Here is a 26,679-nt window from a genome sequence, read left to right on the forward strand (position 1 = left end):
AGCCCATTTTTTGATTGGAATGAGAAAATAATGGCGGGAAAAGTGAAGAGTGTATATGTGTGTTCCTCCTGCGGCTATGAGTCCGCGAAATGGTGTGGCAAGTGTCCTGACTGCGGCGCATGGAATACCATGACAGAGGAACTGCATGAGCCTGTCAGCGCGGCAAAACGAAACACAAGCAGCCTTTCAGCTGGTATGGCCAGAGTGCTGCCGATTCGTGAAATCAGCATGGCAGAGGAACCTCGATACAAAACAGGTGTTTCCGAGCTGGACCGTGTCTTAGGCGGCGGGATTGTAAAAGGTTCACTTATATTAATCAGCGGTGAGCCGGGCATTGGGAAGTCTACGATTTTACTGCAGATTTGTGCCTATTTGGGAAACACACTAAAAATTTTATATGTATCCGGAGAAGAGTCCAGTCGGCAGATCAAACTGCGCGCAAACCGTTTGCAGGTAGATTCAGAGAACCTGTATATTTTGACGGAAACAGACGTACAGCGTGTGATTGAACATGTGCGTGAAGAGAAACCAGATTTGTTGATGGTCGATTCCATTCAGACAATGAACTATACTGAATTGAATTCTTCTCCGGGAAGTGTAGCACAAGTACGCGAGTGTACAAATGCAATTATGCACGCGGCTAAGGAGTTGGAAATTCCAGCAATTTTGGTTGGCCACGTCAATAAAGATGGCGCCATTGCCGGCCCTAAGGTACTGGAGCATATTGTGGATGCGGTGCTTTACTTTGAAGGTGACCGGCAAATGAGCTACCGTATTTTGCGTGCAGTAAAGAACCGCTATGGCTCTACCAATGAAATTGGCGTTTTTGATATGGGAGAAAACGGTCTACACCAGGTTGAAAATCCGTCTGCATCCATGCTGACTGGTCGGCCTGAACACGTTTCTGGTACCTGTGTCACTTGCGTGATGGAGGGCAGTCGCCCGATTCTTGCCGAAATACAAGCATTAGCAACAACGTCCGGTTTCGGCAACCCGCGCCGCATGGCAACGGGTTTCGATTATAATCGTATGAATCTGCTTTTGGCAGTACTGGAAAAAAGAGCAGGCTATTATTTCTCTAATTTGGACGCGTATTTAAATGTAGTTGGCGGTCTGCATTTAGATGAACCAGCCTGCGATCTTGCAGTGGCAGTATCCCTGGTTTCCAGCTTGAAAGATACAGCGTTGGCAGATGATGCTGTTGTATTTGGCGAAGTTGGATTAACTGGAGAAATTCGTTCCGTACTGCATGTAGACCAGCGCATAACAGAGGCAGAACGTCTTGGATTTAAAAAATGTGTGTTGCCCTGGCACAGCTTAAAGCAGGTCAGTGCAGCACATGAAGGAATTGAGCTAATTGGTGTTAAAAATGTACGGCAGGCATTTGAGGCTCTGCAGGCATAGAAACTTTGCCGGATTCATAGTCGCTTCGTGAGATTTCCCGAATGCAGCGCACACAGCCGTTTGGTTCGTAGTGTACTGCTGAAGATGGCGGTTCCATGGTGCAGTAGCCGTCTTTTTGATAAGTGCAGTCCTGACTGCAGTGGACAAGCATTGTAATCACCTCATGGTTAGTATGAATGGAACAGCAAGCTTTTATGCGATTGCAATTCAATTTTAAACATGATTTACGGGAGTGGGGAGGAACACAGCTTGCAGCAGTGGGTAGATAGTCCGAACTTGCCGACTTCAAGTGTTACGATGGTGGCTGTATCTGAAGATGCTGTGGAGGCAATAGCAGCACTGAAGCAGTTTGGTATTCGCGTACTGAAAATCACCAAATCGCCAAAGTTTGCTGAACCTGTGGCATCTCACGCAGATATGCAGTGTCATCTTGTAACGGGTACTACTGGATTTTGCACGGATGATTCACTACAAAAAGCCTTTAGAAACGTAGGAATACACCTATGCAGAACAAAAGTTCAAAACTTTTCAGCGTACCCGGAGGACTGTAGTTTAAATGCTGCCAGAGTTGGTTCGTTGGTGTTTGCAAATCCAAAGTGCATTTGTCAGGAATTGTTTGAGGCAATTCAACGGTTGTATTTAACTTTGATTCCAGTACACCAAGGCTACGCCAAATGCAGCACAGTCGTTGTCAGTGAACGTGCAATTATAACAACGGATTCTGGAATCGCCCATGCAGCAGGTTCAGCGGGATTAGATATTTTAAAATTGCAGCCTGGTTATATTCGTTTAGACGGTTATGCATATGGATTTATTGGCGGTACCTGCGGCAAACTTTCTGCAAGTACGATAGCATTTGCAGGTTCAGTGAACAGCCATCCACAGGCAGCAGAAATTTTAAAATTTTTGGAGGAACATCAGGTGCAGGCGATATCCTTGCATGAAGGACCCTTACAGGACATAGGCGGTATTTTGCCGCTGGCAGAAACTGCAGAAACTAAATGTGATGGAGTAAGGAAAAACAGCGATATTTAATTATACAAAATGAATATTTTGTATAATTAAGGGAGGGCATATGCAGGAAAAGTATATGAAGGAAGCACCAACGATTATAAGACAGTTTGTTGGCTATATGCAGACGATTAAAGGCAAATCTCCAAAAACAGTTGAAGAATATTATTTGGATTTGAGGACGTTTTTTCGATACTTAAAGCAGCAAAAGGATTCGCAACTTGCGGACAAGCCTTTGTCGGAAATTTCAATTGAAGATGTTGATTTGGATTTTGTAAAATCCGTTACACTGACACAGGTTTATGAGTACATGAATTATCTGACTGTTGAACGTAAAAATGGTCCTGCTGCTCGTTCCAGAAAATGCTGCAGTCTGCGTGTATTCTATAATTACTTAACAAATAAAATGCATCTGCTGGAGGAAAATCCAATTCAGGAATTGGAATCCCCTAAGCTGAAAAAAAGCTTACCCAGGTATCTGACGTTAGACCAAAGCATTGATTTGCTCAAACAGGTTGACGGCCCATATAAAGAACGTGATTACTGCATTTTGATTTTGTTTTTAAATTGTGGGATGCGTTTGTCGGAATTAGTGTCAATCAACATTAATGATATTCGCCGCGGCACCAATACACTGCGAATTGTTGGAAAAGGCAATAAAGAGCGGATTATTTATTTAAATGAAGCCTGCCTGCATGCGATTGATAATTATTTGAAAGTGCGTCCAGCAAATCACTTAAAGGACAGATATGCGCTTTTTATTAGTAAGCAAAATAAACGGATCAGTCCTAAAACAGTGCAGTATATAGTCAAAAAATATTTGTCTGGCATTGACCTTGGTGGACCTGGTTACAGTGTTCATAAGCTGCGCCATACTGCTGCAACATTGATGTATCAGCAAGGCAATGTTGATATCCGTGTATTAAAAGAAATCCTTGGACATGAGAATCTTGGTACAACTGAAATCTACACTCATTTGTCAAATTCTCAGATGGAAAAGGCTGCTGAAGCAAATCCGCTTTCACACATGGAACAGAAATTAAAAAAATAAGATAAAACACAAAAATGCCGTGCATTATTAAAAATGCACGGCATTTTTCTAATTTAGCTCAATCTTCATCTTCGTCTTCATTGTCTTCACTGTCATCTTCATGCATGGAATCCCAGTCGGTGAAAGCCGGGTCTTCTTCGGGAAGCGGTTCTCCCCGCTCCTCCGATTCTTTTTTCAAGGTGGGCTGAATCATTAAGCGGTTTACAGTTGGATAAATCAGAGAATTGATGGTATAAGACCAGAAACTCCACAGTAAAAATATTGCCAACAAAACAATAATAAATAAAAACAACGGAACATACGCGCCCAAATAAACGCAAAACCACAGCAAAAATACTAAAAATGCGGAAATTAAAAAGCCAATCAGATTCCAACCTAACGCGGATATTGCGAAGATACCGGCGTTTTTGTACATTTGACTTAGCTTCATGTCAAACGTAACGATTTCCAACGGAATGTAAAACTGCATCGCAGTAAAAATGAAAAGGACTGCCATACTGAGTGCTAATGCAATAATAGAAATAACCGGTCCAAGCTTTTCTTGATTCTGAGAATAAAAAGGAATTGCAATCAGCAGGATTTCATACACAATGTAAGTGATAATCCCGTTTGCAAGAAATTGCTTCCAGTTTTCTTTGAGCTTACTTCCGAAATCGTGTAGTACAAAGACATGTTCCTCACGAATGAAATTCCGTGTTTCATAAGTTAGCCCTGCCATAAACGGAGAAAGTGCAATTAAAGGCAAACCGGCCAGCAGCACATTTCCAGTTGCTAAAGAAATAATGAATGCAGCAACCAACAACAGAACTGCCGGAATTGCAAACAGCAGATTTAATTTCATTAAATCCCAAAAGTGTCGACCATAAATTTTCCAGTAATGAACGAATCGATTGTCCTTTGGTGTATCTTTCGATACACCAGGACCGGGACGGCTGTAATTTGAACTGAACAGACCCATTAGTTTTGTCTTCCCTTTCTTTTTTGAAATAACTGCATCTGTTTATCATACACCAAACAGCTTTTTTTCGCAATCATTTTATCCAAGTTTTGCACGGGGATGGCAGTGATTATATACTTCTTTAACATGGTCATTCAGCAGATGAATATAAACTTGTGTGGAGGAAATATCAGCGTGACCAAGCATATGTTGGATATCCCGCAAATCTGCTCCATTTTCCAACAAGTGCAGTGCAAAGGAATGCCTTAAAGTGTGCGGCGTAATTTCTTTTGCGATGCCGGCTTGTTCTGTGTAACCTTTAATAATTTTCCAAAATCCCTGCCGAGTTAGGCGGTGCCCATTCAAATTTGTGAACAGTGCCTGTCCATCACCGGGATCAGCAATCGTACGGCGAATACGGAAAATGTAATCAGATACAGCCGTAACAGCTTGCTGATAAATTGGAATGATACGATCTCCCTTTTCGCTGTGACAGTACAGAACACCGGTGTGAAGATTAACATCACCGACATTTAAATTGACCAGTTCTGTTACACGAATTCCGGTTGCATACAGCAACTCCAGCATTGCCTTGTCTCGGCAGCCTTTTGGCTGTTTGGTATCAGGCTGTGCGAGCAAAAGTTCAATTTCGCTGCCGCTTAGAATTTCAGGAAGTTTTTGAGGCGCTTTTTCAAGCTTGATGCCTTTAGCAGGATTTGTAGAAGCTTCCCCATTTAAAATTAGAAATTGGTAGAAGCAGCGAATAGAAGCCGTATGCCTAGTAATAGTTGACGTGGACTTTTGCTGTTCATGCAGTCGAGCCACATATTTTTCAACAGTTTCCTGTGTGGCCATTACCGGCGATGGAATTTTGATATTTTGCAGAAAATGCAGATAGTCAGTTGTGTCTCGAAGATACGAGTCCAATGTATTGGGAGATACCCCTTTTACATCTGAAAGATATGTGCCAAATTCTGAACAATAATCTTTCATGATTTTCTCCTTTCCTTTTTAAAGCAAAGATATAATAAACCCCGCAAAAGCCCATGAAAATAATACATCCACCCCAGCACCCAGAAAGGTGAGTGCTAACACACGGACAAATTGCGAAAGGTAATTAACGAATTTAGGGGCTTCTCCCCTTTCAGACAGCCCTGCACTGGAAAGTCTGCGGGAAAAAAGCAATGCCTCTTTTGCAGCCAAAATAATTGCCAAACAGCTGCAGTAGGCACCGGGCAAAAGGACAACAGCATAAAACAATCCACCATGGAAACCATAGGCGGAATATAAATATCCAGCAGTCATCCCAAGACCAATTCCACGGATAAGTGGAACCAGCGGTGCGAAAAAAGCTCCCCAAATAGAAAGCCCGCACAAAAAACAAACAAGCACAAAAACAAAAGATGATGCTGCGGAAGCAATAAATACGGAGAAAGCGGGTGTCCCGCTCCGCACAGTGAAATTACTGTTAAAAAGGAAGTCGAGCCTTTTTAATGTATCCAGCCCCGCACTGCGTGAAAGGAGTGCTCCGCAGGCAACACCAATCAGCAGGATAACTGCAAAGACAATCTGGATGCGGTTTTGCGACATAGCATTTTTCAATTCAGTCTTGTCCGGCAAAGACTCTGACAAACGCTGCATGATAATTTTCATAAACAAACTGCCCTTCTTTTCATAAACTCCGTTCAAGGTAATCTTATGAAAACAAGCTCTCAGATATGTGCTTTGAAATTTTTTTTCAGGCAGCCAAGCGAATTGTCATGTAAAAACCAGGTGAATGCCTTTGCCTTTATTTACTATATACTATTTTTGCGCGTGTTTCAACTGCTTTGCACACTTTTTTGAAAGTTTATGCATACTGCACGAAATTATGTATAACATATTATGTAACCTAATATAGAATTATGTAAACCAATGCATATTCATATTTATTCATTTCACATTCAAAAATGCATAAAAATAACGCCTGCATACATTTTCAGTATGCAGGCGTTAAAAAACGGGATAAAACCTGAGGATTTTGCTTATTCGGCTAATGCCGCCTGAATCATAATGGCGCATTCCAAACGTTTCTGTTCAAGCTGACAGGCAATTTTATGGGGCTTCAAAATATCCCCTTCATATTTATTGTTGTTGGCATTGCAGCCACCGCTGCAGTAGAATTTTGCCCAGCAATTTTTACATTCGGGTTTGGTGTAGACACTTGCTGCAGCAAAGTGGTTCTTCATTTCGCGGTCATAGGTACCGTTCAGCACATTACCCATGATCCATTCGTCATTGCCGACAAACTGGTGGCACGGGAAGATTTCACCCAGTGGCGTAATGGCGACGTATTCGTTGCCGCAGCTGCAGCCGCGCAGGCGCTTGATGGCACACGGCCCCTGGTTCAGGTCAATCATGAAGTGGAAGAAGTTAAAGCACTTTCCCGCTTTCTTTTTTTCAATCATGATGTTTGCGAGATGCTCGTACTCTTTAAATACTGCCGGTAGGTCTTCTTCTTTAATGGAATAGTCCAGCTCCGGATCGGAAACGACCGGCTCAATAGAAAGCTGCTCGAAACCAAGTCGTTCCATTTCCAGCACATCATTTGTGAAGTCAAGGTTATGCTTCGTAAAAGTGCCGCGGACATAATATTCCTTGTCCCCTCTGCCCGCAACCAGTTTTTGATATTTTGGAACAATCATATCATATGAGCCGGTCTTTCCGTCCGGGCAGACACGCAGCCGATCATTTACTTCTTTGCGCCCGTCCAGAGAAAGAACACAGTTGGACATTTCACGATTAATGAAATCTATTTTGTCATCGTCAAGCAGCAAACCGTTCGTGGTGATGGTAAAACGGAAGTTTTTGTTGTGCTCTTTTTCCAAACTGCGTGCATAGGCAACCGTCTGCTTCACAACCTCGAAATTCATCAGCGGTTCGCCGCCAAAGAAGTCAACTTCCAGATTGTGACGGTTGGCAGATTCTTTGATCAAAAAATCGATTGCAGCTTTTGCAACCTTAAAAGGCATCAGCATACGTCCTTTGCCGAAGTCACCTTGTGCGGCAAAGCAATAGGCGCAGCGAAGATTGCAGTCATGTGAAATGTTCAGGCACATCGATTTGACAGGCGCGTCTTTCATCATGCCGGCAAACTGTTCGTAGTCATCAGAGGAAAAAAGCTGTCCCATTTCCTGCAGCTGAAGAAGTTCCTGATAAGCGTCTTCCAAAGTAGCCGCATCGTATTTTTTAAGCAGTGCTTCTTTTGCAGCTGAAGGCATTTGTACTGGTATAGAATCATCTAAATAGTCCAAAAGGTCATATGGTGCCGCGTCAAATAAATGGACAGCGCCGGAATTTGTGTCCAATACGATTCGGTATCCGTTTAGTATGTACTTATGTATCATGTTCTTATAAGCTCCATCTTTACAAAAATTAAGGGACAGACAAAAGCCTGCCCCATTCGTGCTTGTGCGGTTTTAACAAGACACAGCAAGTTTGTGTATCTTTGCTTCTTAGCGGTTTTTATTTTCGCACTTCTGGTTTGCAACAGTGCAGGAAACCTTGCAGGCAGACTGGCAGGAAGCCTGGCATTCGCCGCAGCCGCCCTTAACGCAGCTTTCCTTCAAGTTTGCTTGGTTCAAAGTTTTAATCTGTTTCATGGGATTTACCGACCTTTCATTTGAATTTACCTTATTATAGCACAGATATACAATAAAATAAAGATACCCTATCTGATTTTTTGACTTTGATAGACTGCAAGGTATCCGCCCAGTGCACCGGCAAAGACCATTACCAGCAAACGTGTAAGAGAAGAAACACTGGCAACATCATGCGAATTGACCACTCCGCCAATCAAACAAAGCAAAAACAGCAGCAGCCCGCACCCGGCACCAAGCAGCAGCCCACGTTTCCGACTGACTTTTGCTGAAAGAAATCCTGAGAAAAACGCACTGATGCCGCAAATAACAAGGACCAGCGGCTGCAGCAGATCCTGCGGCAGCTTTCCACTGGATTGAATGACTGCAGCGGCAAGCAGCAGCAGTACTGTGCAAATTGCTGCTCCGCCAACAGTACCAATTAAGATGGAACGCAGCAGCACCATACCTGGTTTCATAGTAATCATCCTGACACTTTTCATGAAAATGCCTCCCTCACACTATCTTGTACAGCAAATAGTATGAGGAAGGCATTGTAAATATTCTTTAACAGAGAAGAAAGGGACTGAAATAATTAAAGCACGTCCTCCTCTTTGCCCTTTTTGGACTTTCCGTTGGTATCAGCATCGTCTTTCTTTTTGCCGAAAAATCTCTTTTTCTTTGGGCCTTCTTCAATCGGATTGTCATGAATTGTGTCCACACTGCCAACAGCCCAGCGTTTAATGCGCATTTTTGCGCGGTCAGTACCGGTTTCGATTACCAGTGTATCATTGTCTTCTTTAATGCCAACGATACGGCCACAGATACCGCCAATGGTGGTGATGTCATCACCAATCTGGGCGTTTTTGCGCATATTGTCTTCTTCTTTGCGCTTTTTATTCTGGGGACGAATCATAATGAGCCACATAAGAACAAAAAGCAGGATAATCGGCACAAACGTAATCAGCATACCGGCCATACTGGTAGTGCCGGATGCGGCAGCTGTGCCGGATGCAGTGGCCGACAGGGTTACAGGATTAATCATAATATGAAATGCACCTCCAAAGTGATGAATACATTATAACAATATATTGCTTTGCTTGCAAGAAAAAATCTAAAACTTTGCAAAATTCTCCTGACAGAAATTTTGATGTCAAAATTGAGATAGCTGCGCTCAGCGGATTACTGCGTTCGGGGCGTAGTAATCGCTGGTTAAATACGGGTGCTGACCGCTTCAATATTTTCGCGGTAAAACTGTTCAAAGCAGCCGTTGTCCAGAGCAGTACGAATTTTTTCAAGCAGCGTGTTATAAAAGTACAGATTGTGCAGCACCATTAGCCGCATACCGAGCATTTCCCCGGCTTTCAGCAGATGGTGAATGTAAGCGCGTGTAAAGTGCTGGCACGCTGGGCACTGGCAGCCATCCTCCAGTGGATGTTCATCCAGCTCATATTTGGCATTCATCAGGTTACGGATGCCTTCCGTGGTAAATGCGTGCCCGTGGCGTGCATTGCGGGTCGGCATTACACAGTCAAAAATATCTACGCCGCGGCGCACACCCTCCAAAATATTGGCAGGCGTGCCGACTCCCATGAGATACCTAGGCTTGTCTTTTGGCAGATAAGGATTCAGTACTTCCAGAATGTGATACATGACATCGGCACTTTCCCCCACAGCCAGCCCGCCGATGGCATAACCCGGCAGGTCTAGTTCAGCGATCTGCTTCATATGCTCAATGCGCAGGTCGTCATAAACGCTGCCCTGATTGATTCCCCAGAGCAGCTGCTGCGGATTGATGGTGTTTGGCAGTGCATTTAAACGGTTCATTTCCGTTTTGCAGCGGTACAGCCAGCGTGTGGTGCGTGCAACGGAATGTTTTGCATAGTCATATTCGGCTGGGTTCTGCATACATTCATCAAACGCCATGGCAATCGTGCTGCCTAAGTGGGATTGGATTTGCATGCTTTCTTCCGGCCCCATAAAAATTTTGTGCCCGTCGATGTGAGAGGCAAAGGTCACACCTTCCTCTTTAATATTGCGCAATTTTGCAAGAGAAAAAACCTGAAAACCGCCGCTGTCAGTCAGAATTGGTCCCTGCCACTGTGTGAACTGGTGAAGCCCACCCAGCTTTCGCACCTGCTGGTCGCCCGGACGCAGGTGCAGATGGTAGGTGTTGCAGAGCTGCACCTGACAATGGACTTCTTTTAAATCCAGAGCGGAAACAGCACCTTTGATGGCACCGGCGGTGGCAACGTTCATAAATGCCGGCATTTGGATGGTGCCGTGCGGTGTGGAATAGGTTCCCCGCCGTGCGGCCCCCTCCTTCTTTAATAATGTATACATAGTGTTTTATTATCCTTTGTTGTTAAAATTGCGCAGAGATTTTCAGTAAATAAACATTGCATCTCCAAAAGAGAAAAACCGGTATTTTTCCTGCACCGCCACCCGGTAAGCGTTCATAATATGATCATAGCCGGCAAGCGCACTTACCAGCATAATCAACGTACTTTCCGGCAGGTGGAAATTTGTAATCAGCCCATCCAAAACTTTAAATTGAAAGCCGGGATAAATGAAAATGTCAGTCCAGCCTTCGCTTTCCTTTATACAGTCCTCTTTTGCGGCAACGCTTTCCAGTGTGCGGCAGCTGGTAGTACCGACTGCAATCACCCGACCACCGCTTTCCCTGGTTTCATTAATGACATCAGCGGTTTCCTGCGGCAGCAGATAATGTTCCGAGTGCATTTTGTGGTCAACTACGCGGTCAGCTGATACCGGCCTGAAAGTACCCAGTCCAACATGAAGTGTAACAAACTCAACCTTTACGCCCATATCTTTTACCTTCTGCAGCAGTTCTTTGGTAAAGTGCAGGCCTGCGGTCGGCGCTGCGGCAGAACCGACCTCTTTAGAATATACTGTTTGATAGCGTTCCTGATTTTCAAGCTTTTTCTTAATATAAGGCGGCAGCGGCATTTGACCAATTTGGTCGAGTATTGCAAAAAAGTTGCCGTCATAAGCAAATCTTACGATTCGATTGCCGTCATCCTGCACAGCGGTGACCTCTGCAGTAAGCAGCCCGTCACCAAAGGTAAAGTGTGTTCCGACTTTTGCTTTTTTGCCGGGTTTGCAGAGAACCTCCCATGTGTCGCTCCCCTGGTTTGTCAGCAGCAGAAACTCCACACGCGCGCCAGTGTCCTCTTTGATACCGTAAATACGTGCGGGCAGAACTCTGGAATCGTTGAGGACCAGACAGTCCCCTGGATGCAGCCAATCCGTAATATCATGGAAATGGCTGTGTGCAATTTCACCGGTTTCTTTATTTAGGGTTAACAGACGGGAAGAATCGCGCGGTTCTATGGGAGTCTGCGCAATTAGTTCCTGTGGCAGGTCATAATAGAAATCTTTGGTTTTTAAGTTTTTTAAGTCTAGTTCCATGTTTTGTTGTCTCCTGATTCCAGCGTTTTCTTTGTAGAATTTAAATATGAAAATACGCTGTCTTTATTATAAATAAATTGACATCCAATAGCAAGTCTGGTATGATAAACAACAGATAGAGGCGCGGATTTAAGAAGTAACGGACATGAGGCTGCCAAAGCTGATGAGGGTTTGTGAAAGGGAAATTCGCCGAAGGAACAGCATGGCAGGCTGCTTTCTGGTTGTGTCTGTGAAAATCAGTTCAACTGTCGTCATAGAAATATGATGGAGCGCTATCGGCAGTATTTTCATATATTTTGCCGAACCACTCTATTATAGGAAAATGACGACCGGTTTGCAACCGGTCTTTTTCATTTGTTGATTGATTTTTATCTTTTTATAATTTCGAGGAGGTCTTTGCAAAATGAAGCAGTTCAATGTTGGCATTATCGGAGCAACAGGTATGGTCGGTCAGCGGTTTACTACTTTGCTGGAAAACCACCCCTGGTTTCATGTAACAGCACTTGCGGCAAGTGCGCGGTCGGCCGGCAAAACATATGAAGAAGCTGTGGGCAATCACTGGCTGATGAAAACGCCTATGCCGGAAGCAATGAAAAAAATGGTTGTTTTCAATGCAGAAGAAGATGTGGAAAAAATCACTTCTCTGGTGGATTTCGTTTTTTGTGCGGTAAACATGAACAAAGATGAAATCAAAGCACTGGAAGAAACCTATGCAAAGCATGAGTGCCCGGTTATGTCCAATAACAGCGCAAACCGTGGTACACCGGATGTTCCTATGATTATTCCCGAAATCAATGCAGACCATGCGGCGGTGATTCCAGCACAGCGCAAGCGTCTGGGAACCAAGCGCGGATTCATTGCTGTAAAGTCCAACTGTTCTCTGCAAAGCTATGTTCCGGCTATCAATCCGCTGCTGGATCTGCATGTCACCAAGGCGTTGGCCTGCACTTATCAGGCAATCTCCGGTGCCGGCAAGACTTTTGAGACTTTCCCGCAGATTCTGGACAATGTGATTCCTTTCATCGGCGGTGAAGAAGGTAAAAGCGAAAATGAGCCTATGAAAATTTGGGGCCACGTGGAAGACGGAAAAATTATCAACGCAGTGGAACCGGCAATCACTTCCCAGTGCCTGCGTGTCCCGGTTTCCGATGGTCACACCGCAGCTGTTTTTGTGTCCTTTGAAAAACCTGCAACAATGGAAGAAATTATTGAGCGCTGGGAAACCTACAAGGGTGAGCCGCAGGTACTGAATCTGCCAAGCGCGCCGAAACAGTTCCTTCACTATTTCCGTGAAGAGGACCGCCCTCAGACAAAACTTGACCGCAACCTTGAAAATGGCATGGCAGTTTCCATTGGACGTTTGCGCCCGGATACACAGTATACGATTAAATTTGTGTGCTTGTCTCATAACACGCTGCGCGGTGCGGCCGGCGGCGCGGTGTTGATGGCAGAGCTGCTTGCAGCAAAGGGCTATTTAGATTAAAACTTTTTTGGAGGCATCTCTTCTGATGAAGAATCCCATTTTTACCGGTTCTGCGGTTGCGCTGGTTACTCCCTTTTCCGCAGATGGGTCTGTAAACTATGAAATGCTTGGGCAACTGTTGGATATGCACCTTGCTAAGGGTACAGATGCGGTGGTTCTGTGTGCAACCAGTGGCGAATCTCCGGTGTTGTCCACAGACGAGTATGAAAAAATTCTCCAATTCGGTGTCAAACGGATTGCCGGGCGTATTCCTGTTATTGCCGGTGCTGGCAGTAATTCAACTGCGCATGCGTTGGAATTGTGTAAAACGGCTGAAGCGGTGGGCGCTGATGCTTTGTTGGTGGTAACGCCTTATTATAACAAAACATCTCAAAATGGATTGGTGGCGCATTATACTTATCTTGCTGACCGTGTTCAGAAGCCAATCATAATTTACAATGTCCCCTCCCGAACAGGCGTTAATGTGAAACCGGAAACTTACAAACGTCTGGCCGAGCATCCAAACATCAACGGTGTGAAAGAAGCAAATGGTGATATTTCATCTGTAGCTCGTACGATTGCTCTGTGTGCCGATGAATTTAACATTTATTCCGGCAATGATGATCAGACCCTGCCAATGCTCTCTTTGGGCGGAAAGGGCGTAATTTCTGTTTTTGCAAACTGCATGCCTCGGGAAATGCATGATTTGTGTGTGTCTTTTTTGCATGGTGATACGAAAAAAGCGGCAGAGCTGGAAGCAAAATTTTTGCCGCTAATGGATGCGCTCTTTATGGATGTAAATCCCATTCCAGTTAAAGAAGCATTACGTTTGATGGGAATTGACTGCGGTATTTGCCGTCTGCCACTAGTTGAAATGGACAGTGCTGCTAAGCAAAAACTTGCTGCGGTACTCAAAACCTATGGATTGATTCAGTAATTTTCAGAAGAAATGGGATGTTTAAAAGCAATGGTGAATGTCATTATCAGCGGATGCAGTGGGAAAATGGGTCATGTGGTTGCACAGGAAATTGCAGCACGCAATGATGCCAAAACAGCAGCAGGCATTGATTTGCGGCCCTGCGCTTGCGATTTTCCAGTCTTCTCCTCTCCATCCGAAGTGACTGTGCCCGCCAATGTCGTCATCGATTTTTCAAACCCGTCTGTTTTGCAACCACTCCTTTCTTTTGTAAAACAGAAAAAATTGCCGATAGTCCTCTGCACGACCGGATACGATGACAAACAGATAGCAGCATTAAAAGAGGCCAGTCGGGAGATTCCGGTATTTTATTCCCGCAACATGTCATTGGGTATCAATCTATTGATTGAACTTTGCAAAAAAGCTTCACAGGTACTCGGTTCTGCATTTGATGTAGAAGTAATTGAGCAGCATCACAATCAGAAGATTGATGCACCCAGTGGAACAGCATTGATGATTGCAGACGCTATTTCAGAAACGCGCTCCAGTGAAACACATTATGTATATGACCGGCATTCTCAGCGAAAAAAACGTGAATCTTCTGAAATTGGCATTCATTCTATCCGTGGGGGTACTATTGTAGGAGAACATGAAGTACTGTTTGCAGGGCACCATGAAACAATTACAATTTCTCATTCAGCGCAGTCAAAAGAAGTTTTTGCTGCTGGTGCGGTAAATGCAGCGGTTTTTCTGGCCGGCGAGCCAGCCGGACTTTACGATATGTCTGATTTACTGAAATAAGGAGCGAAAAGAAATGGTGGTTAATACCAACAGTGAAATTACTCTGGTAACTTTGCAGAATTGCCCTGCTGATGCAACTTTTCTTGCTAAGATATTTGTAAAAATTGCAGATTTAGGAATCAATGTAGATATGATTTCACTTTCCCCGAATCATGGGTCCTGTACAGCAGTTTCTTTCACCATCAGTGATGAGGATTTGGGAAAAATTTTAAGGTTTACATCTGCTTTGCAGGAAACATCTTCTATTAAAACAATTATCAGCAGCGGTAACTGCAAAATCAATGTTTATGATGAAAACATGGTCAACACTCCTGGTGTTGCCGCGAAGGTTTTTTCAGCGGTCTCTACTGTAAATACCGATATACGTATTGTTACTACATCGGATGTTGATATTTCAATGCTGGTAACAGAAGCGGATTTCGGTGCTACCCTTGAAGCAGTACAGAATGCATTAAAGTAATTTTAAAGTAAATAGAAAAATGCCTTTCAGGTTCTGCAGACCTGAAAGGCATTTTTTAGTTTTTCTTTTTTGTTTTGCTGAGTCTGTCTTTTAAGTAGGCGATTCTGCGCTCATGAGCGCGAATAGAGTTTAAAGCTCTGTCCAAAGTATCTGGTTCTTCACTTTCCTCGGCTTTTGCTTTTGTGTAGAAGGCGTTGATTTTTTCAAGCCTCTTTGAAAATTCTTCAAGTTCAATTTCCAATGGAATTGTTTGCTCCAGTGTATCACCGTAAATTGCAATCAAGGTCCGCTTGGCTTCCTCAAAAGAAACCGTGTCATTATCCATTAATGCAAGTGCATGAATCGCTTTCAGCAGCAAACGCTCTGCGGGCTCCCCTACCTGCAGACCCTGCATAACTTCGTCTTTCAGCTGATTCGCTTCATCCAGTTCCGCTTTGCGTTCCGGCGAGTTTTCTTCGGCCATACCAAATTCCCCTTTCACTGGTTGTGCATTTATAGGCTTAAAAGTGCCTTCGCAAATTTTTCGTGGTTCTTCTTATCATGAAAAGAGTTAAACCATAACTGCCGTGCATTTAAGTTCAAACTGGCGCGTGTGGTTGCGGAAGCGTTTTGATGCTTCCGTATGACATCAGCAATTTCCTGCGGCGTTGGATTCTCAGGCAGTAAATATCCGGTCCCTAGATTGACCATTTCCGGAATGCCCCCAACTGCTGTCGCAGCAACGGGAACACCATAAGAATATGCTTCCATAATGGATACCGGCAAACCTTCTGTTTCGGAGGAAGTTAAGAACAGGTCAACATGCTGCTGCTGATAGTATTTTACAACTTCTGTATTTGGAATAGCACCTGGCATTTCCCATTTGACATTTGGTTTGCTATCCAAGAGTTCATGGCAGAGTGCCGTTACTTTTTCAAAAGATTCTCCGTTACCGGCATGGTACCAATGTACTGGAAAATTCAAAAGACTGATTGCCTGCACCAAAAGTTCCACTCGTTTTAACGGGATTACATTGGAACAGGAAAATAGTTCCATTGGGGCGCCGTCGGTGGCGCCAGGATTCAGCCCATTGTCTGGAACTCCAAGGTAACAGACACGGTAAGCATCCTGATTTTCTTTTACCGCAAAATGCTGCAGGTAATAATCCCGGCCCGTGCGGGAGATAAAACCGATAAAATCGATGTAAGGATCCATGAAAGACTTAAACAGCTGTCCGCAAGGTTGGCGCTCATTGTAGAGGTCATAACCATGTGCGCGTGTGGCAATTTTCATTTCTGGATGCTTTTGCTTTTCCAACACCAATGCCATAGTGCCGGTGCTGTACCAAAAGGTATAGTAAACTGTATTGGTTATATCTTGAAAGCATCCTTCTCTTTTAAGCCATCGGCGGAGCATCTCTGCGTTAAACAGAAAATTTCGCACTTCCGCTTCAACTTGGTTTGCAGGATGGTCGGGATGTTTTTCTTCAATTTCCTGCCGGTACATCTTTTTTGTTTTGTAGTATAAATACTGTGTGGCCTTAAAGGCTTTTCCCCCAGTCAGGTTAAAATGTTTTGCGGGAATATCATACGGAGGCGTGTATTCTTGCTGCTCCTGCATGTCCTTTGAAAAAATCTGCACATCAAAATATTGATGTGTAACGGCTAACTCTGGCAGGACAAAAGGCAGTTCACCTTTGGTATATGGATAGTGGTCAGTAATCAGACAAAGTTTTTTCATAAGCAAAAAATTCTTTCTGCACATCAAATTTATAGCACTGTTTTATTTCGAATGAATCTCACAGGACTTTACGAATTCTTCGTCAGGTGTAACATAAAGTGTTTTTTGGTTTACATAGATAACCATGCCGGGTTTTGCACCCTGTGGTTTGCTGACATAGCGCACAAGCGTGTAATCAACTGGCACTTGTGCGGAATCCTTTCCGCGACTATGGTAAGCAGCCAGTCCTGCGGCCTCTGCCAATGCTGTTTCAGTTGGTTCTTTGCCATCTGTTGCCAGAATGACATGGGATCCAGGTATTTTCTGGGTGTGAAACCATACATCATTTTTATGAGCTTGTTTCAGTGTCAGTTGGTCATTCTGGCGATTGTTGCGGCCAACCAGTACAGAAAACCCATCACTGGTCTGAAAATGAAGCGGTTGTGTTATCTGCTCTTTCTGTCGCTTCCCTTTTTGACGGCGAATGTATCCTTGCTCTGCAAGTTCAGAACGAATTTCATTTAAATCACGTTCCATTTCCGCACGGGAGAGTTCCTCAAACACAGAATCCAGATATGCCAGCTCTTGTTCGGCACCGGCGATTTGTACGGTCAGCACTTCCTGCGCCGTGCGGGCTTTGCGGTAGATTTTATAATACTTTTGCGCATTCTGGCTAGGTGACAGCGCGGGATCAAGCTTGATTGTCAACAGTGGTAAATTTGGTTCATAGAAGTTTTCCAACTGAATACTGCTGCTGCCCTTTTGCACCCGATAAAGGTTTGCATTCAAGAGGTCACCGCAAATACGCATTTCATCACGTTTTTCACAATGCTGCAGTTCGGCATGCTGATTGTTGATTTTTCGACTCAAGCGATCAGAAGCTGTTGTCAGAATTCGCAGCAAATCCTGACTTTTTACACGCATTCGGTCAATTCGATCGCGGTCACCGTAAAATGCGTCCAGAAGTTCGGAAAATGAGGCCTTTGTCACATCCTTTGCCGCAGAACCATACTGCAGAATCGATAAAAATGAAAAATCAAGCGGCTTTACCGAGCCAACTGCCATAACCGGCTGCCCGGAAATTTTCAGTACTGTGTTTTGCAGTGCCTGCAAAGCACAGGTGCAGCGTGCCTTTTGTTCATCAGGCATGGTATGAATCGTTACATCTTGTCCCCTGCCTGTCTGAAACTGAATTTCACGGCAAACAACTGGTGAAACCCCCTGTAGTGTGCGCAGCAGTGCCTTTTGCAGTTCCATTTCCGCCGGCAAAGACTGGATACGGTCTAGAATCTGCTCTGGTTCAGCATCCAGCAGACACAGCTTTTCCTGCGGTGGAGGCAGATGGTAAGTGAGTCCCGGCAGTACCAGACGTTCGGAGCTCATTTCGGCATCTACTCGCTTGAGCGCATCAATGATTTTTCCATTTCCATCAATAAAGATGACATTGCTGTAGCGACCCATAATTTCCATAGCAAGGGTCAGCCGCACGGTATCCCCCAACTCATTTGTACCGTCAAAGTCCAGAAGCAGAACACGCTCCAGTCCGGGCTGTCGGATTTGAACCAGTCGCGCACCAGCCAGCCGCTTGCGCAGAAGCATGCACAGCATAGGTGGATACTTTGGGTTTTCTGGTGTGGTGCTGACGAGGTGAATGCGAGCGCTATTGGCCCTTGCGGAAAGCAGCAATTTCTGCGTGCCCTCTTTGCTGCGCATGAATAAAAATAATTCATCGTGATTGGGCTGATAAATTTTGTCCACTTTTGTTCCAAGCAGTGCAGTTTCAAGTTCTTTTTTTATGTGTCTTAGGAAAGCGCCATCCAGTGCCATTGCTTTCCCTCCTTTATTTTCGGAAGTTATTAAATGTAATGTGCGGGGCTGTGCATTACTTTGCTTTTAATACAGTACAGCTTCGGAAATGCTTCTTTGACTTTTTGCATCAGCGGTTCCATTACAATATCTTCGGTTTCAAAATGCCCCGCATCTATCAGGGTAAGCTGCAGCTGCTCAGCGTCCAGCAGCAGATTGTGCTTGCTTTCCCCTGTTACAAATCCTTCACACCCAGCAGCGGCGGCAGCATAAAGCAAATCTGTTCCGCCGCCGCTGCACAGACCAACAGTTTTTACGAGGCGCTTGCCATCAGTGTACCGCAGCCCATCACAGTGTAGCTGCTGTTTTACCTGCTGTGCAAATGGCAGCGGCGTCAGTGGTTCTTGAAGTTCTCCCATCAAAGCTTCTGGCAAATTGGGAGCATATTCAGAAAGTGTACGGACATTTTTAAGCTGCAGCCGTTGCGCCAGTACAGTGTTGACACCGCCAGGTGCCATATCCAGATTGGTGTGTGCACAGATAGCGTCAATACCGTACTTCGCTAAAAGATAAGGTGCAGTATTCGTTTTTAACTGCTTTAATGCATTGAATATTACAGGATGGTGGCTTATAATCAGCTGAGCACCGATATTTTTTCCTTCAGTAATTACTTCCGGGGTTATATCAAGTGAAAAAAGAACCGTTTGTACAGATGTGCTTCGTTCGCCTACCAAAAGTCCTGGATTATCAAAATCCATCGCGCTGCCGAATGGAGCGAAAGCGTCTATAAAATCATATAATTCACCGGTTGTCATTCTGTTCACCTGATTTCGGACTGTTTATAAGCCCTTGTATTATTTGAAGAGCATTATGCAATGCTTCTGCTTCTTTTGCCTTTCCAGTATGCAGAAAACCATTCAGTCGGTTTTGCAAATATACGCTTTGTCGTGAAAGATATTCCTTTTCAGCATCCGTTTTACCGCTGAGTGCCCCAGTGTAAGCTTTTTCAGGTTGTAAAGCAGCGTGCTGCGGGTCGTATTGATACAGCATTGCTGTGTAAACCCGATGTTCGTCGTAAACGGCCTCTTCACGCAAAAGTGCAAATCCGTTGTCTGCCATGGCACGACGCAGATGAGATGGCTTAGTCATTGGTTGCAGAATCAGCCGTTTTTGCGGATTCCGCAGCCAATTTGCTTCTGCAACAATACGTGCAATTAAGTCTCCGCCCATGCCGGCCACGGTAATATCATCCGCTTCGTTTGCATGAACAGCAGTCAGTCCATCTGACATGCGTGTAGCGATGTACTGCTCCAAATGATATTGCGCAATATTTGCTTTTGCACAGTCCAGTGGACCTTTTCGTATATCGCAGGCCAGTGCAGAAGTGATTTTATGCTGCTGCATTAACCAGATAGGCAGATACGCATGGTCAGTACCAACGTCGCACAGCTGAATTTGAGGACGCACGAAAGAAGCACAAAGGCGCAGTCTGCTGCCCAAATTTAGAGAATGTTCTAACATGAAAATATGCTCCTAAATGAAAAGTCGCCCGGCAAACGAAGCGTTACCGGGCGACTGTTGGTCGGTTTATTGCTGTTTTGCCAGATGCTGATTCAAAACTTCAATCATTTCTTCAACGTCAACGCCGTGAACCGCACAGGCATCTGCTAAAGACTCCCCGCGGGAAGCAGGGCAGCCCAGACAATGCATACCCATCTGCATAAAGAAAGGAGCAGTGGAGTTGTCTGCATCCAGAATTTCACCGATTACAGTATCTTTTGTTACTACCATTTTCTTGTACCTCCTTCAAAAAATGCCCCGGGAAAGTTCCCGGGGCAAATGAACGCAAACTGGAACTAAATTATTCTTCCCGCATTTTTGCAAAGCATTCGCTGCAGTAAACAGGGCGATCATCGCGCGGCTTAAAGGGAACCTTTGCTTCTTTACCGCAGCCAGCACACACAGCGGTGAACATTTCACGTTCCTGATGGCCGCCGTTTTTACGTTTGTCACGGCAGGCTTTGCAGCGCTGCGGCTCATTTACAAAGCCTTTAGCTGCGTAGAATTCCTGCTCCCCAGCGGTGAAAACAAATTCAGCGCCGCATTCTTTGCAAACAAGAGTCTTATCCTGGTACATTTAATTTACCTCGCTTAGAATAAATAAAGAATATTTCTTTGCCCTTTTGCGGAATTGAACCGCTGTTTTCCTGCAAAATGATACTCTGCATTAAGCCTACAGGGCATATAAAAACAGTTTATGACTGTTTCCGTAGTTTTTGTCGGACACGCTGCAAAGCATTGTCAGCTGCTTTTTGAGTAATCCTCATTTTTTGAGCAATTTCAGCATAACTGCATCCGTTTAAATACAGCACCAGTACTTGTTGCTCCATTTTTGTTAAAATATGCTCCACAGAGAACTGAATATTTTCCATCCGTTCTTTTGACAAAAGTATAGTCTCTGGATCTTCTGTGTCGGGGGCAGAAAAAGTCTCTCCATCACTGAGTGGGACGAAACCGTTTGGTGGCTGCCGCCGCTCAGTTATCGCTTTACGATATGCCGTAATAACATGGTTTTGGATGCAGACCCCCGCATATGTCGAGAAACTGGAGCCTTTCCCCTGCTGATACGTACACGCTGCGTGATAAAGCCCCCACAGCCCTTCCTGACAAAAATCATCACGGTCAAGAAATGTGCAGTGAAAAGGTGCTGACTTCGCACGAATCAAGTCTAAATAACGTGCCGTCAATTCAACAAAGGCATCGGCATCTCCTTTTTGAATATATACGGCAAGTTGACTGTCTGTGCAGGCAGTAAGTGAAATATTGTACTGTTTGTCCACACAAAACACCTCAGACGACCCAGTCTTTAACTTATAGCTTATTTTACAGCATCCGCTTTTGGAAGTCAATAGCATGGTTTAGAATTGTTTTTTGTGAAATTTATTTAAATTGCAAATAGTATACCATCCGGTAGAAGAAAGTTGTATAATGATTTTTGTGAATTGGAATATTGCGGTAGATATAGCTGAAAAAGTCCGTGCAGGAGGAACTTCATGGTAACACAAATTTATAGTATGGGGCTCTATGGAATGGAAGCCTTTCCGGTCTTGGTAGAATCAGATATTTCCAGAGCACTTCCGTCATTTGATATGGTAGGGCTGCCGGATGCGGCGGTTAAAGAGTCAAAAGACCGTGTTCGATCTGCTATGAAAAACTGCGGCTATGCTTTTCCGGAAGGAAAGGTAACGATTAATCTGGCTCCTGCTGATAAGCGTAAAGAGGGCCCGATTTATGATTTACCGCTTTTTATTACAATTTTAAAAGCCACCGGTCAGCTTACAGCTGATCCGGGACGCAGTATTTTTGTAGGTGAATTGTCGCTGAATGGCGACCTTCGTCCTATACGGGGCGTGCTTCCAATGACCATTGGAGCGCAGGAAAATGGTTTCACGCGCATTTTTGTTCCTGCAGAAAATGCTGCAGAAGCTGCTGCAGTAGAAAATGTGCAGGTTTACCCTATCAAAAATGTTTGTGAATTGATTGCTTTTTTAAACAATGAAAAGCACATTGATGCCGCAAAACCGGTTCCTCCCACACAAAATCAGTTTGACCACACACTGGATTTTGCGGATGTAAGAGGTCAAGTTCAGTCAAAACGCGGCTTGGAGATAGCAGCGGCTGGCGGTCACAATGTACTGTTGATTGGCCCACCCGGTTCCGGAAAAAGTATGCTGGCAAAGCGCCTGCCGTCAATCTTGCCGGAAATGACACTTAACGAGCGAATGGAAACGACGAAAATTCATTCTATTGCAGGTGCACTTCCCAACGACACTTCCCTGATTAGTGTTCGCCCATTTCGTGCACCACATCACACAATTTCTCCCTCTGGCCTTTCCGGCGGCGGTTCTATTCCCCGACCCGGTGAATTGTCTCTTGCTCATAACGGTGTGCTGTTTTTAGACGAACTTCCTGAGTTCGCCAGAAGCACGATGGAAGTTTTGCGGCAGCCGATTGAGGACGGTGTGGTGACAATTTCACGTGTCAGCGGCACGGTTACATACCCCTGCTCCGTTATGCTGGTGGCTGCAATGAACCCCTGCCCATGCGGCTATTTCGGGCATCCTACACGCAAGTGTACCTGCAAGCCAGACCAAGTGAATCGCTACCTCAACCGCGTGAGCGGTCCCCTGCTCGACCGGCTTGACCTCCACATAGAAGTGCCGCCTGTTGACTTTGAATCGCTGTCAGGCGAACAGAAGGCCGAACCAAGCGCAGAGATACGGAAGCGCGTAAACGCGGCGCGGGCGGTGCAGAACGAGCGTTTTCAAGGCACGAACATTACTTGCAACGCACGCATTACACCGGATATTTTGAATGATGCCTGCCGCCTTTCCCCCACCGGTAAAGAGCTGCTCAAAGCCGCGTTTGAAAAGCTCGGTCTGTCGGCCAGAGCCTATGACCGCGTGCTGAAGGTGGCACGCACGATAGCTGACCTTGCAGGTTCTAAAGATATTGAAGCAGAACACGCCGCCGAATCGGTACAGTACCGTAGCCTTGACCGCAAGTACTGGGAGCGGCGATAATAGAATAATGAAAAAACGGCCTCCTGTAAAATGGAGGCCGTTGTCATATCTGAGCTATGTTTTTGTGCTTGCCGTTACCACAAAATATATTAAAAATTTGTCCAAAATCAGAAGGCCACAGCAAAAATCCAACTACTGGGGTGATACACTTTAGCACAACACTCTGGATATTTAATTCTGCTCATTTTTCGCAGATTTTTCAGTGTTCAATTTTACTGTTCTTGGACAATGCTCAATAATATATGGATCATGCGAAACAATAATGATTGTCTTTCCGTCTGTATGAAACTGTTCCAGTAAATGAAAAATTACATCACGGTTATCCGTATCCAAAGAACCGGTTGGCTCATCTGCTAAGAGCAGATCAAAAGGCCGCAAAAAGCCTCTGGCAAGCGAAACTCGCTGCTGCTCACCGCCTGATAGTTGATATATTTTCTGAGAAAGTGGAACAGAAAGCCCTACTTTCTCCAGAGCCTGTTCTTTTAAAATTTCTTTTTCTTTCTTTGTCTTTTTTGCCATCATTAAAGGAATATCTAAATTGTAAGAAACATCTCTGTCATCCACCAGTGCGTAGTTTTGAAACAAGTAAAACACTTTAGACTGAAGCAGTGCGCGACCTTTTTTGCTGTTCAATTTTGGCTGGGATTGCCCAAACAGAGAAATTTCCCCGCTGTCTGCACCTTCAAACATCCCAATGATGTTCAAAATCGTGCTTTTTCCACTACCGCTGACTCCGGCGATGCACAGCATCTCACCAGCTTTTACACACAGTGAAAAGTCATCCAGCACCACCTTTTCTCCGAAGCGTTTTGTAATATGTTCCATCTGGCAAATGTTGTCCATTATGAGTCCCCTTTCAAAGTGTCAACCGTCTTTCGATTTTCCGTTCGCAAAATGGTGAGAAAAGACACAATACCTTCAACTACTAATAAAATTATGCCAACGCTCAAAAGATATCCCCATTGCATTGTTTTTGAAACCAGTGAAAACACACCGTAACCACACAGCATAAACGCGGATATTCCCAAACCCGGAAGTATGTATTTGCGAAACCGCCCGACTGCAGTCCAGCCAAACAGCTTTTTCACAACTAGATCTTTCTTGTTTTGGTCAAAAAGAATCACCATATTTTGTGTCACAGTAAGCCACAGCACCAGCAGCAAAAGGAGTGCGATGACCGCATCGAAATTCATCTGCCTTTGTACAATAGCCGCTTGCTCCGTCATATATTGGTCTGTTGCAATCAGGTGCTGAAGATTTTCATAAACACCTTTCTTTTTTAGCAGCGGTGTCAGTGCTTCGTAAGTTTTCTGTGCGGTACCAGTCAGTTTCACCTTTAAAGGGTCGGCATCTCCGTTGCCGCGTACACCATCCCGATCACCAATGCAGCTGTTTTGCTCTGTCATTACCTGTACTAATACATTTGAAAGGACTGCGGCTGTTTCCGGGGCAACCTTTGGGTTATAGGAATATACTTTCTGTCCGTCAGCAATCCAGATTATTTTCAGTTTCATTCCTTTCACTGTACTGGAAGGCATCCCAAATGTTTCATGATCCAATGTATTCATTCCCTGCCGACTTTCAAGCAAGTCTTTCCGCAGTGCTGCTTCTTGATTTTTATAGTGAATCGGTGCCAGTACAACCCAATTCGTTTCATCTTCCGAAACTGTTACAGGCTGTCCACCGCTGTCCAACAAGGGATATTTTTTAAGGTAATTGGGGTTTACCTGAACCGATGGAAACATATACGGAGTTGGACTGCTTAAGTATTCCGGCTGAAAATTTGCCGCATCAATGTACAAAGCACCTTGTCCGTTCAGAACCGGATAAATTTCTTTGGCAATTTTTTTGTTAACCATAAGATTTTCTTTAGAAGTTACAGAGCTGCCCAGTGTGAACGGATAGAATACACCGTATGATCCAGCATCGCTCCATACTTTATACAAATTTATATTTTTTTGATATGCACTTACATCATTATACAGTGTCTGCCCTGTTGCCAAAATCAGCAAAACACTTAACGCCTTTACTGCAAAATTCAAATATAGAATACTCTTGGAACTTGATTTACCGTTCAAATTCTGGTAAATATGGCATAGATGGATTGTAAGTATGCCAATGCCAATCACTAGAAGTGCAGAGACAAGGTATGCAGCCAACGTTCCACGCATAACACGCCAAGCGTAAATAAAATCTCCGGTATAGAAGCCAACAGCAAACATCACAACAAGAACTGTCACCGCAAATACAAGAAGAACCCTTCGCAAAAGCAGCCATAGAATACGGCCTGTGGTTACACCATGCAGCTTTAAAACTGCTATGTGCTTGGATTCCCGCAATAAACTGTACAGAAGAGAAATGATCACCATCAACATGAGCATTCCATAGACACACTCAAACGGAACTTCGTCAGCGGTCATCATGGCTATTTCTTTTGAATCGCCCTGCAGTTTTTCAGCAGGAATTTTCACTTGAAATTTTTGCTGTATGTTCTTCTGCAAACTCGCTAAAAATGCTTCTTTTGTAACTCCATCCGGCAACTCAACGTAATACCGTCCGCTTCCTTTTAGCTCTGATGTCATCTGATAGAACGGTTCCAGTCGTAAACTGGTTTCCCACATGTAATTGCGCAGCAAACCAATCTGCTCTGCATTTCCGGTACTTTGCGTGGATATGAACTGCTTTACGGTTTGATTTTGAGTTTCAACCGGTGTAAACTGCCTGCCGCGTTTTATTGTAAAAGTCTTGCTGTATGGACTGTCCACGGTAATCAGGCAGTACTTAATTACCTCAAATTCAAGCTTTCCTTTTTCATCACGATTGCCCATCGTGTAATTTCTAAAAAGGTTGGTATGTGTTTCTTTTGCGGTTTTCAGTAATACAGAAAACAATTCATCCGGGTCTGAAATCTGGGCATCATCCGGTATCGAAAATTGCTGACAATATTTCTGTACATTGGTTTGAATTGTTTCCATTTCTCGGTTAGATTCCAGCAAAAAGCCAATGTACGCCTGAAATACAACCGCGATGACTATCATAACCGAAACGATTTTTTTCATATCTCATCCCGCTTTCATAAAATTTTACATCAAAAATCATTTATCTAAAAGGAAAGGCAGCAACTCTACAAAATGCAGAATTACTGCCTTTCAATTGAATCTTTATATTTTATTTTACGTCATAATAGCTTTGCCCCGTAGATCCCCAATCACCTTGAACACTGGAAAAAGAGGTCTGCTTTGGTACAGTCTAGCCGCTTTCAGCTTTAAGGGTTCCTAAGTAACAACTTGACTTGTGTACCCTAGTATCGTGATAATAATTGGACCATACCTTTTTCTGACCCCAACCTGCGATAGAGGTTCCATAGTCCCAGGAACCACCATCAACATTGACTGCCGCAAACGCTGGTGCAGCAGTTGCTGTGATCATGAGGGCTGCTGCTGCAAGAGCAACGACCCGCCTGCGAAATTCTTTAACCATAATTTTTGTACATCTCTTTTT

Annotated in this window: 29 protein-coding genes and 1 riboswitch; of the genes, 8 read left to right on the forward strand and 21 right to left on the reverse strand. The window is 44.3% G+C overall.

Annotation, left to right across the window (positions count from 1 at the left end; translation table 11 throughout):
• Positions 1-30 precede the first annotated feature (30 nt).
• Complete coding sequence (radA, locus tag H6X83_RS06675) at positions 31-1,404, forward strand: DNA repair protein RadA (RefSeq protein WP_212508340.1); 1,374 nt, start codon at positions 31-33, stop codon at positions 1,402-1,404.
• Here radA and H6X83_RS06680 read toward each other — a convergent pair.
• Complete coding sequence (locus H6X83_RS06680) at positions 1,364-1,555, reverse strand: hypothetical protein (RefSeq protein ID WP_212508341.1); 192 nt, start codon at positions 1,553-1,555, stop codon at positions 1,364-1,366. The genes radA and H6X83_RS06680 overlap by 41 nt on opposite strands.
• A 98-nt stretch (positions 1,556-1,653) precedes the next feature.
• Between H6X83_RS06680 and H6X83_RS06685 the strand changes: the two genes are divergently transcribed.
• Positions 1,654-2,439 (forward strand): DUF6873 family GME fold protein, encoded by a 786-nt coding sequence (locus tag H6X83_RS06685; RefSeq protein ID WP_212508342.1) that lies wholly within the window; start codon positions 1,654-1,656, stop codon positions 2,437-2,439.
• Positions 2,440-2,479: 40 nt separating this feature from the next.
• The gene (locus H6X83_RS06690; RefSeq protein WP_212508343.1) at positions 2,480-3,466 is read left to right on the forward strand and encodes a tyrosine recombinase XerC; all 987 of its coding nucleotides are present in this window, start codon (positions 2,480-2,482) and stop codon (positions 3,464-3,466) included.
• Between the two features lie 58 nt (positions 3,467-3,524).
• On the opposite strand, the gene H6X83_RS06695 is transcribed toward H6X83_RS06690, so the two are convergent.
• From H6X83_RS06695 to queA, 9 genes are all read right to left on the reverse strand, one after another.
• A complete protein-coding gene (locus H6X83_RS06695; RefSeq protein WP_212508344.1) occupies positions 3,525-4,424 on the reverse strand; it encodes a DUF624 domain-containing protein in 900 nt (299 codons plus the stop codon).
• A gap of 78 nt (positions 4,425-4,502) precedes the next feature.
• Positions 4,503-5,396, reverse strand: coding sequence for a site-specific tyrosine recombinase (locus H6X83_RS06700; protein WP_212508345.1), 894 nt, complete (start codon positions 5,394-5,396; stop codon positions 4,503-4,505).
• A gap of 18 nt (positions 5,397-5,414) precedes the next feature.
• Positions 5,415-6,056: a stage II sporulation protein M gene (locus H6X83_RS06705; protein ID WP_212508346.1), complete on the reverse strand. Its 642-nt coding sequence runs from the start codon at positions 6,054-6,056 to the stop codon at positions 5,415-5,417.
• Between the two features lie 371 nt (positions 6,057-6,427).
• A complete protein-coding gene (gene scfB, locus H6X83_RS06710; RefSeq protein ID WP_212508347.1) occupies positions 6,428-7,789 on the reverse strand; it encodes a thioether cross-link-forming SCIFF peptide maturase in 1,362 nt (453 codons plus the stop codon).
• A gap of 108 nt (positions 7,790-7,897) precedes the next feature.
• Positions 7,898-8,044: a six-cysteine ranthipeptide SCIFF gene (gene scfA / locus H6X83_RS06715; RefSeq protein ID WP_086035715.1), complete on the reverse strand. Its 147-nt coding sequence runs from the start codon at positions 8,042-8,044 to the stop codon at positions 7,898-7,900.
• Between the two features lie 68 nt (positions 8,045-8,112).
• Positions 8,113-8,523, reverse strand: coding sequence for a TIGR04086 family membrane protein (locus H6X83_RS06720; protein WP_212508348.1), 411 nt, complete (start codon positions 8,521-8,523; stop codon positions 8,113-8,115).
• A gap of 92 nt (positions 8,524-8,615) precedes the next feature.
• Positions 8,616-9,065, reverse strand: coding sequence for a preprotein translocase subunit YajC (gene yajC / locus H6X83_RS06725; RefSeq protein WP_212508349.1), 450 nt, complete (start codon positions 9,063-9,065; stop codon positions 8,616-8,618).
• 167 nt (positions 9,066-9,232) lie between these two features.
• The gene (gene tgt, locus H6X83_RS06730; RefSeq protein ID WP_212508350.1) at positions 9,233-10,363 is read right to left on the reverse strand and encodes a tRNA guanosine(34) transglycosylase Tgt; all 1,131 of its coding nucleotides are present in this window, start codon (positions 10,361-10,363) and stop codon (positions 9,233-9,235) included.
• A gap of 42 nt (positions 10,364-10,405) precedes the next feature.
• Positions 10,406-11,452, reverse strand: coding sequence for a tRNA preQ1(34) S-adenosylmethionine ribosyltransferase-isomerase QueA (queA, locus tag H6X83_RS06735; protein ID WP_212508351.1), 1,047 nt, complete (start codon positions 11,450-11,452; stop codon positions 10,406-10,408).
• 108 nt (positions 11,453-11,560) lie between these two features.
• Positions 11,561-11,735: riboswitch (Lysine riboswitch) on the forward strand.
• 120 nt (positions 11,736-11,855) lie between these two features.
• Here queA and asd point away from each other — a divergent pair.
• Genes asd through H6X83_RS06755 form a run of 4 tightly spaced genes read left to right on the forward strand, consistent with a single transcriptional unit; the run spans position 11,856 to position 15,091 of the window.
• Positions 11,856-12,935: an aspartate-semialdehyde dehydrogenase gene (asd, locus tag H6X83_RS06740; protein ID WP_212508352.1), complete on the forward strand. Its 1,080-nt coding sequence runs from the start codon at positions 11,856-11,858 to the stop codon at positions 12,933-12,935.
• Between the two features lie 25 nt (positions 12,936-12,960).
• Positions 12,961-13,851 carry a 4-hydroxy-tetrahydrodipicolinate synthase gene (gene dapA / locus H6X83_RS06745; protein ID WP_212508353.1) on the forward strand — a complete coding sequence of 297 codons (891 nt, stop codon included), beginning with the start codon at positions 12,961-12,963 and terminating at the stop codon, positions 13,849-13,851.
• A 30-nt stretch (positions 13,852-13,881) separates the two neighbouring features.
• Positions 13,882-14,631, forward strand: coding sequence for a 4-hydroxy-tetrahydrodipicolinate reductase (dapB, locus tag H6X83_RS06750; protein ID WP_212508354.1), 750 nt, complete (start codon positions 13,882-13,884; stop codon positions 14,629-14,631).
• A 13-nt stretch (positions 14,632-14,644) separates the two neighbouring features.
• Positions 14,645-15,091, forward strand: coding sequence for an ACT domain-containing protein (locus tag H6X83_RS06755; RefSeq protein WP_212508355.1), 447 nt, complete (start codon positions 14,645-14,647; stop codon positions 15,089-15,091).
• A gap of 55 nt (positions 15,092-15,146) precedes the next feature.
• Here H6X83_RS06755 and H6X83_RS06760 read toward each other — a convergent pair whose 3' ends face one another.
• From H6X83_RS06760 to H6X83_RS06795, 8 genes are all read right to left on the reverse strand, one after another.
• The gene (locus tag H6X83_RS06760) at positions 15,147-15,554 is read right to left on the reverse strand and encodes a hypothetical protein (RefSeq protein ID WP_212508356.1); all 408 of its coding nucleotides are present in this window, start codon (positions 15,552-15,554) and stop codon (positions 15,147-15,149) included.
• Positions 15,555-15,583: 29 nt separating this feature from the next.
• Positions 15,584-16,810, reverse strand: a complete 1,227-nt coding sequence (locus H6X83_RS06765) for a glycosyltransferase (protein ID WP_212508357.1) — start codon at positions 16,808-16,810, stop codon at positions 15,584-15,586.
• A gap of 42 nt (positions 16,811-16,852) precedes the next feature.
• The gene (locus H6X83_RS06770; protein ID WP_212508358.1) at positions 16,853-18,616 is read right to left on the reverse strand and encodes an Rqc2 family fibronectin-binding protein; all 1,764 of its coding nucleotides are present in this window, start codon (positions 18,614-18,616) and stop codon (positions 16,853-16,855) included.
• Positions 18,617-18,645: 29 nt separating this feature from the next.
• The gene (locus H6X83_RS06775) at positions 18,646-19,410 is read right to left on the reverse strand and encodes a Nif3-like dinuclear metal center hexameric protein (RefSeq protein ID WP_246419559.1); all 765 of its coding nucleotides are present in this window, start codon (positions 19,408-19,410) and stop codon (positions 18,646-18,648) included.
• Complete coding sequence (locus H6X83_RS06780; RefSeq protein WP_212508360.1) at positions 19,397-20,116, reverse strand: class I SAM-dependent methyltransferase; 720 nt, start codon at positions 20,114-20,116, stop codon at positions 19,397-19,399. Before H6X83_RS06780 ends, H6X83_RS06775 begins: the two co-directional genes overlap by 14 nt.
• Before the next feature lie 66 nt (positions 20,117-20,182).
• On the reverse strand, positions 20,183-20,386 hold the full coding sequence (locus H6X83_RS06785) for a DUF1858 domain-containing protein (protein WP_212508361.1): 204 nt from the start codon (positions 20,384-20,386) through the stop codon (positions 20,183-20,185).
• A gap of 70 nt (positions 20,387-20,456) precedes the next feature.
• Entirely contained in the window at positions 20,457-20,732 is a 276-nt protein-coding gene (locus tag H6X83_RS06790) for a zinc-ribbon domain containing protein (protein ID WP_212508362.1), read from the reverse strand.
• Positions 20,733-20,850: 118 nt separating this feature from the next.
• Positions 20,851-21,435, reverse strand: a complete 585-nt coding sequence (locus tag H6X83_RS06795) for a sigma-70 family RNA polymerase sigma factor (protein WP_212508363.1) — start codon at positions 21,433-21,435, stop codon at positions 20,851-20,853.
• Positions 21,436-21,648: 213 nt separating this feature from the next.
• Here H6X83_RS06795 and H6X83_RS06800 point away from each other — a divergent pair, with 213 nt between their 5' ends.
• Positions 21,649-23,178 carry a YifB family Mg chelatase-like AAA ATPase gene (locus tag H6X83_RS06800; RefSeq protein ID WP_212508364.1) on the forward strand — a complete coding sequence of 510 codons (1,530 nt, stop codon included), beginning with the start codon at positions 21,649-21,651 and terminating at the stop codon, positions 23,176-23,178.
• Positions 23,179-23,349: 171 nt separating this feature from the next.
• On the opposite strand, the gene H6X83_RS06805 is transcribed toward H6X83_RS06800, so the two are convergent.
• From H6X83_RS06805 to H6X83_RS14780, 3 genes are all read right to left on the reverse strand, one after another.
• Positions 23,350-24,021, reverse strand: a complete 672-nt coding sequence (locus tag H6X83_RS06805) for a putative bacteriocin export ABC transporter (protein WP_212508365.1) — start codon at positions 24,019-24,021, stop codon at positions 23,350-23,352.
• Positions 24,021-26,237: a DUF1430 domain-containing protein gene (locus H6X83_RS06810; RefSeq protein ID WP_212508366.1), complete on the reverse strand. Its 2,217-nt coding sequence runs from the start codon at positions 26,235-26,237 to the stop codon at positions 24,021-24,023. The genes H6X83_RS06805 and H6X83_RS06810 overlap by 1 nt, the downstream gene beginning before the upstream one ends.
• A 190-nt stretch (positions 26,238-26,427) precedes the next feature.
• Positions 26,428-26,658, reverse strand: coding sequence for a lactococcin 972 family bacteriocin (locus tag H6X83_RS14780; RefSeq protein WP_212508367.1), 231 nt, complete (start codon positions 26,656-26,658; stop codon positions 26,428-26,430).
• Positions 26,659-26,679 lie beyond the last annotated feature (21 nt).

The organism is Caproicibacterium amylolyticum (genome assembly GCF_014467055.1).
Taxonomy (GTDB): domain Bacteria; phylum Bacillota; class Clostridia; order Oscillospirales; family Acutalibacteraceae; genus Caproicibacterium; species Caproicibacterium amylolyticum.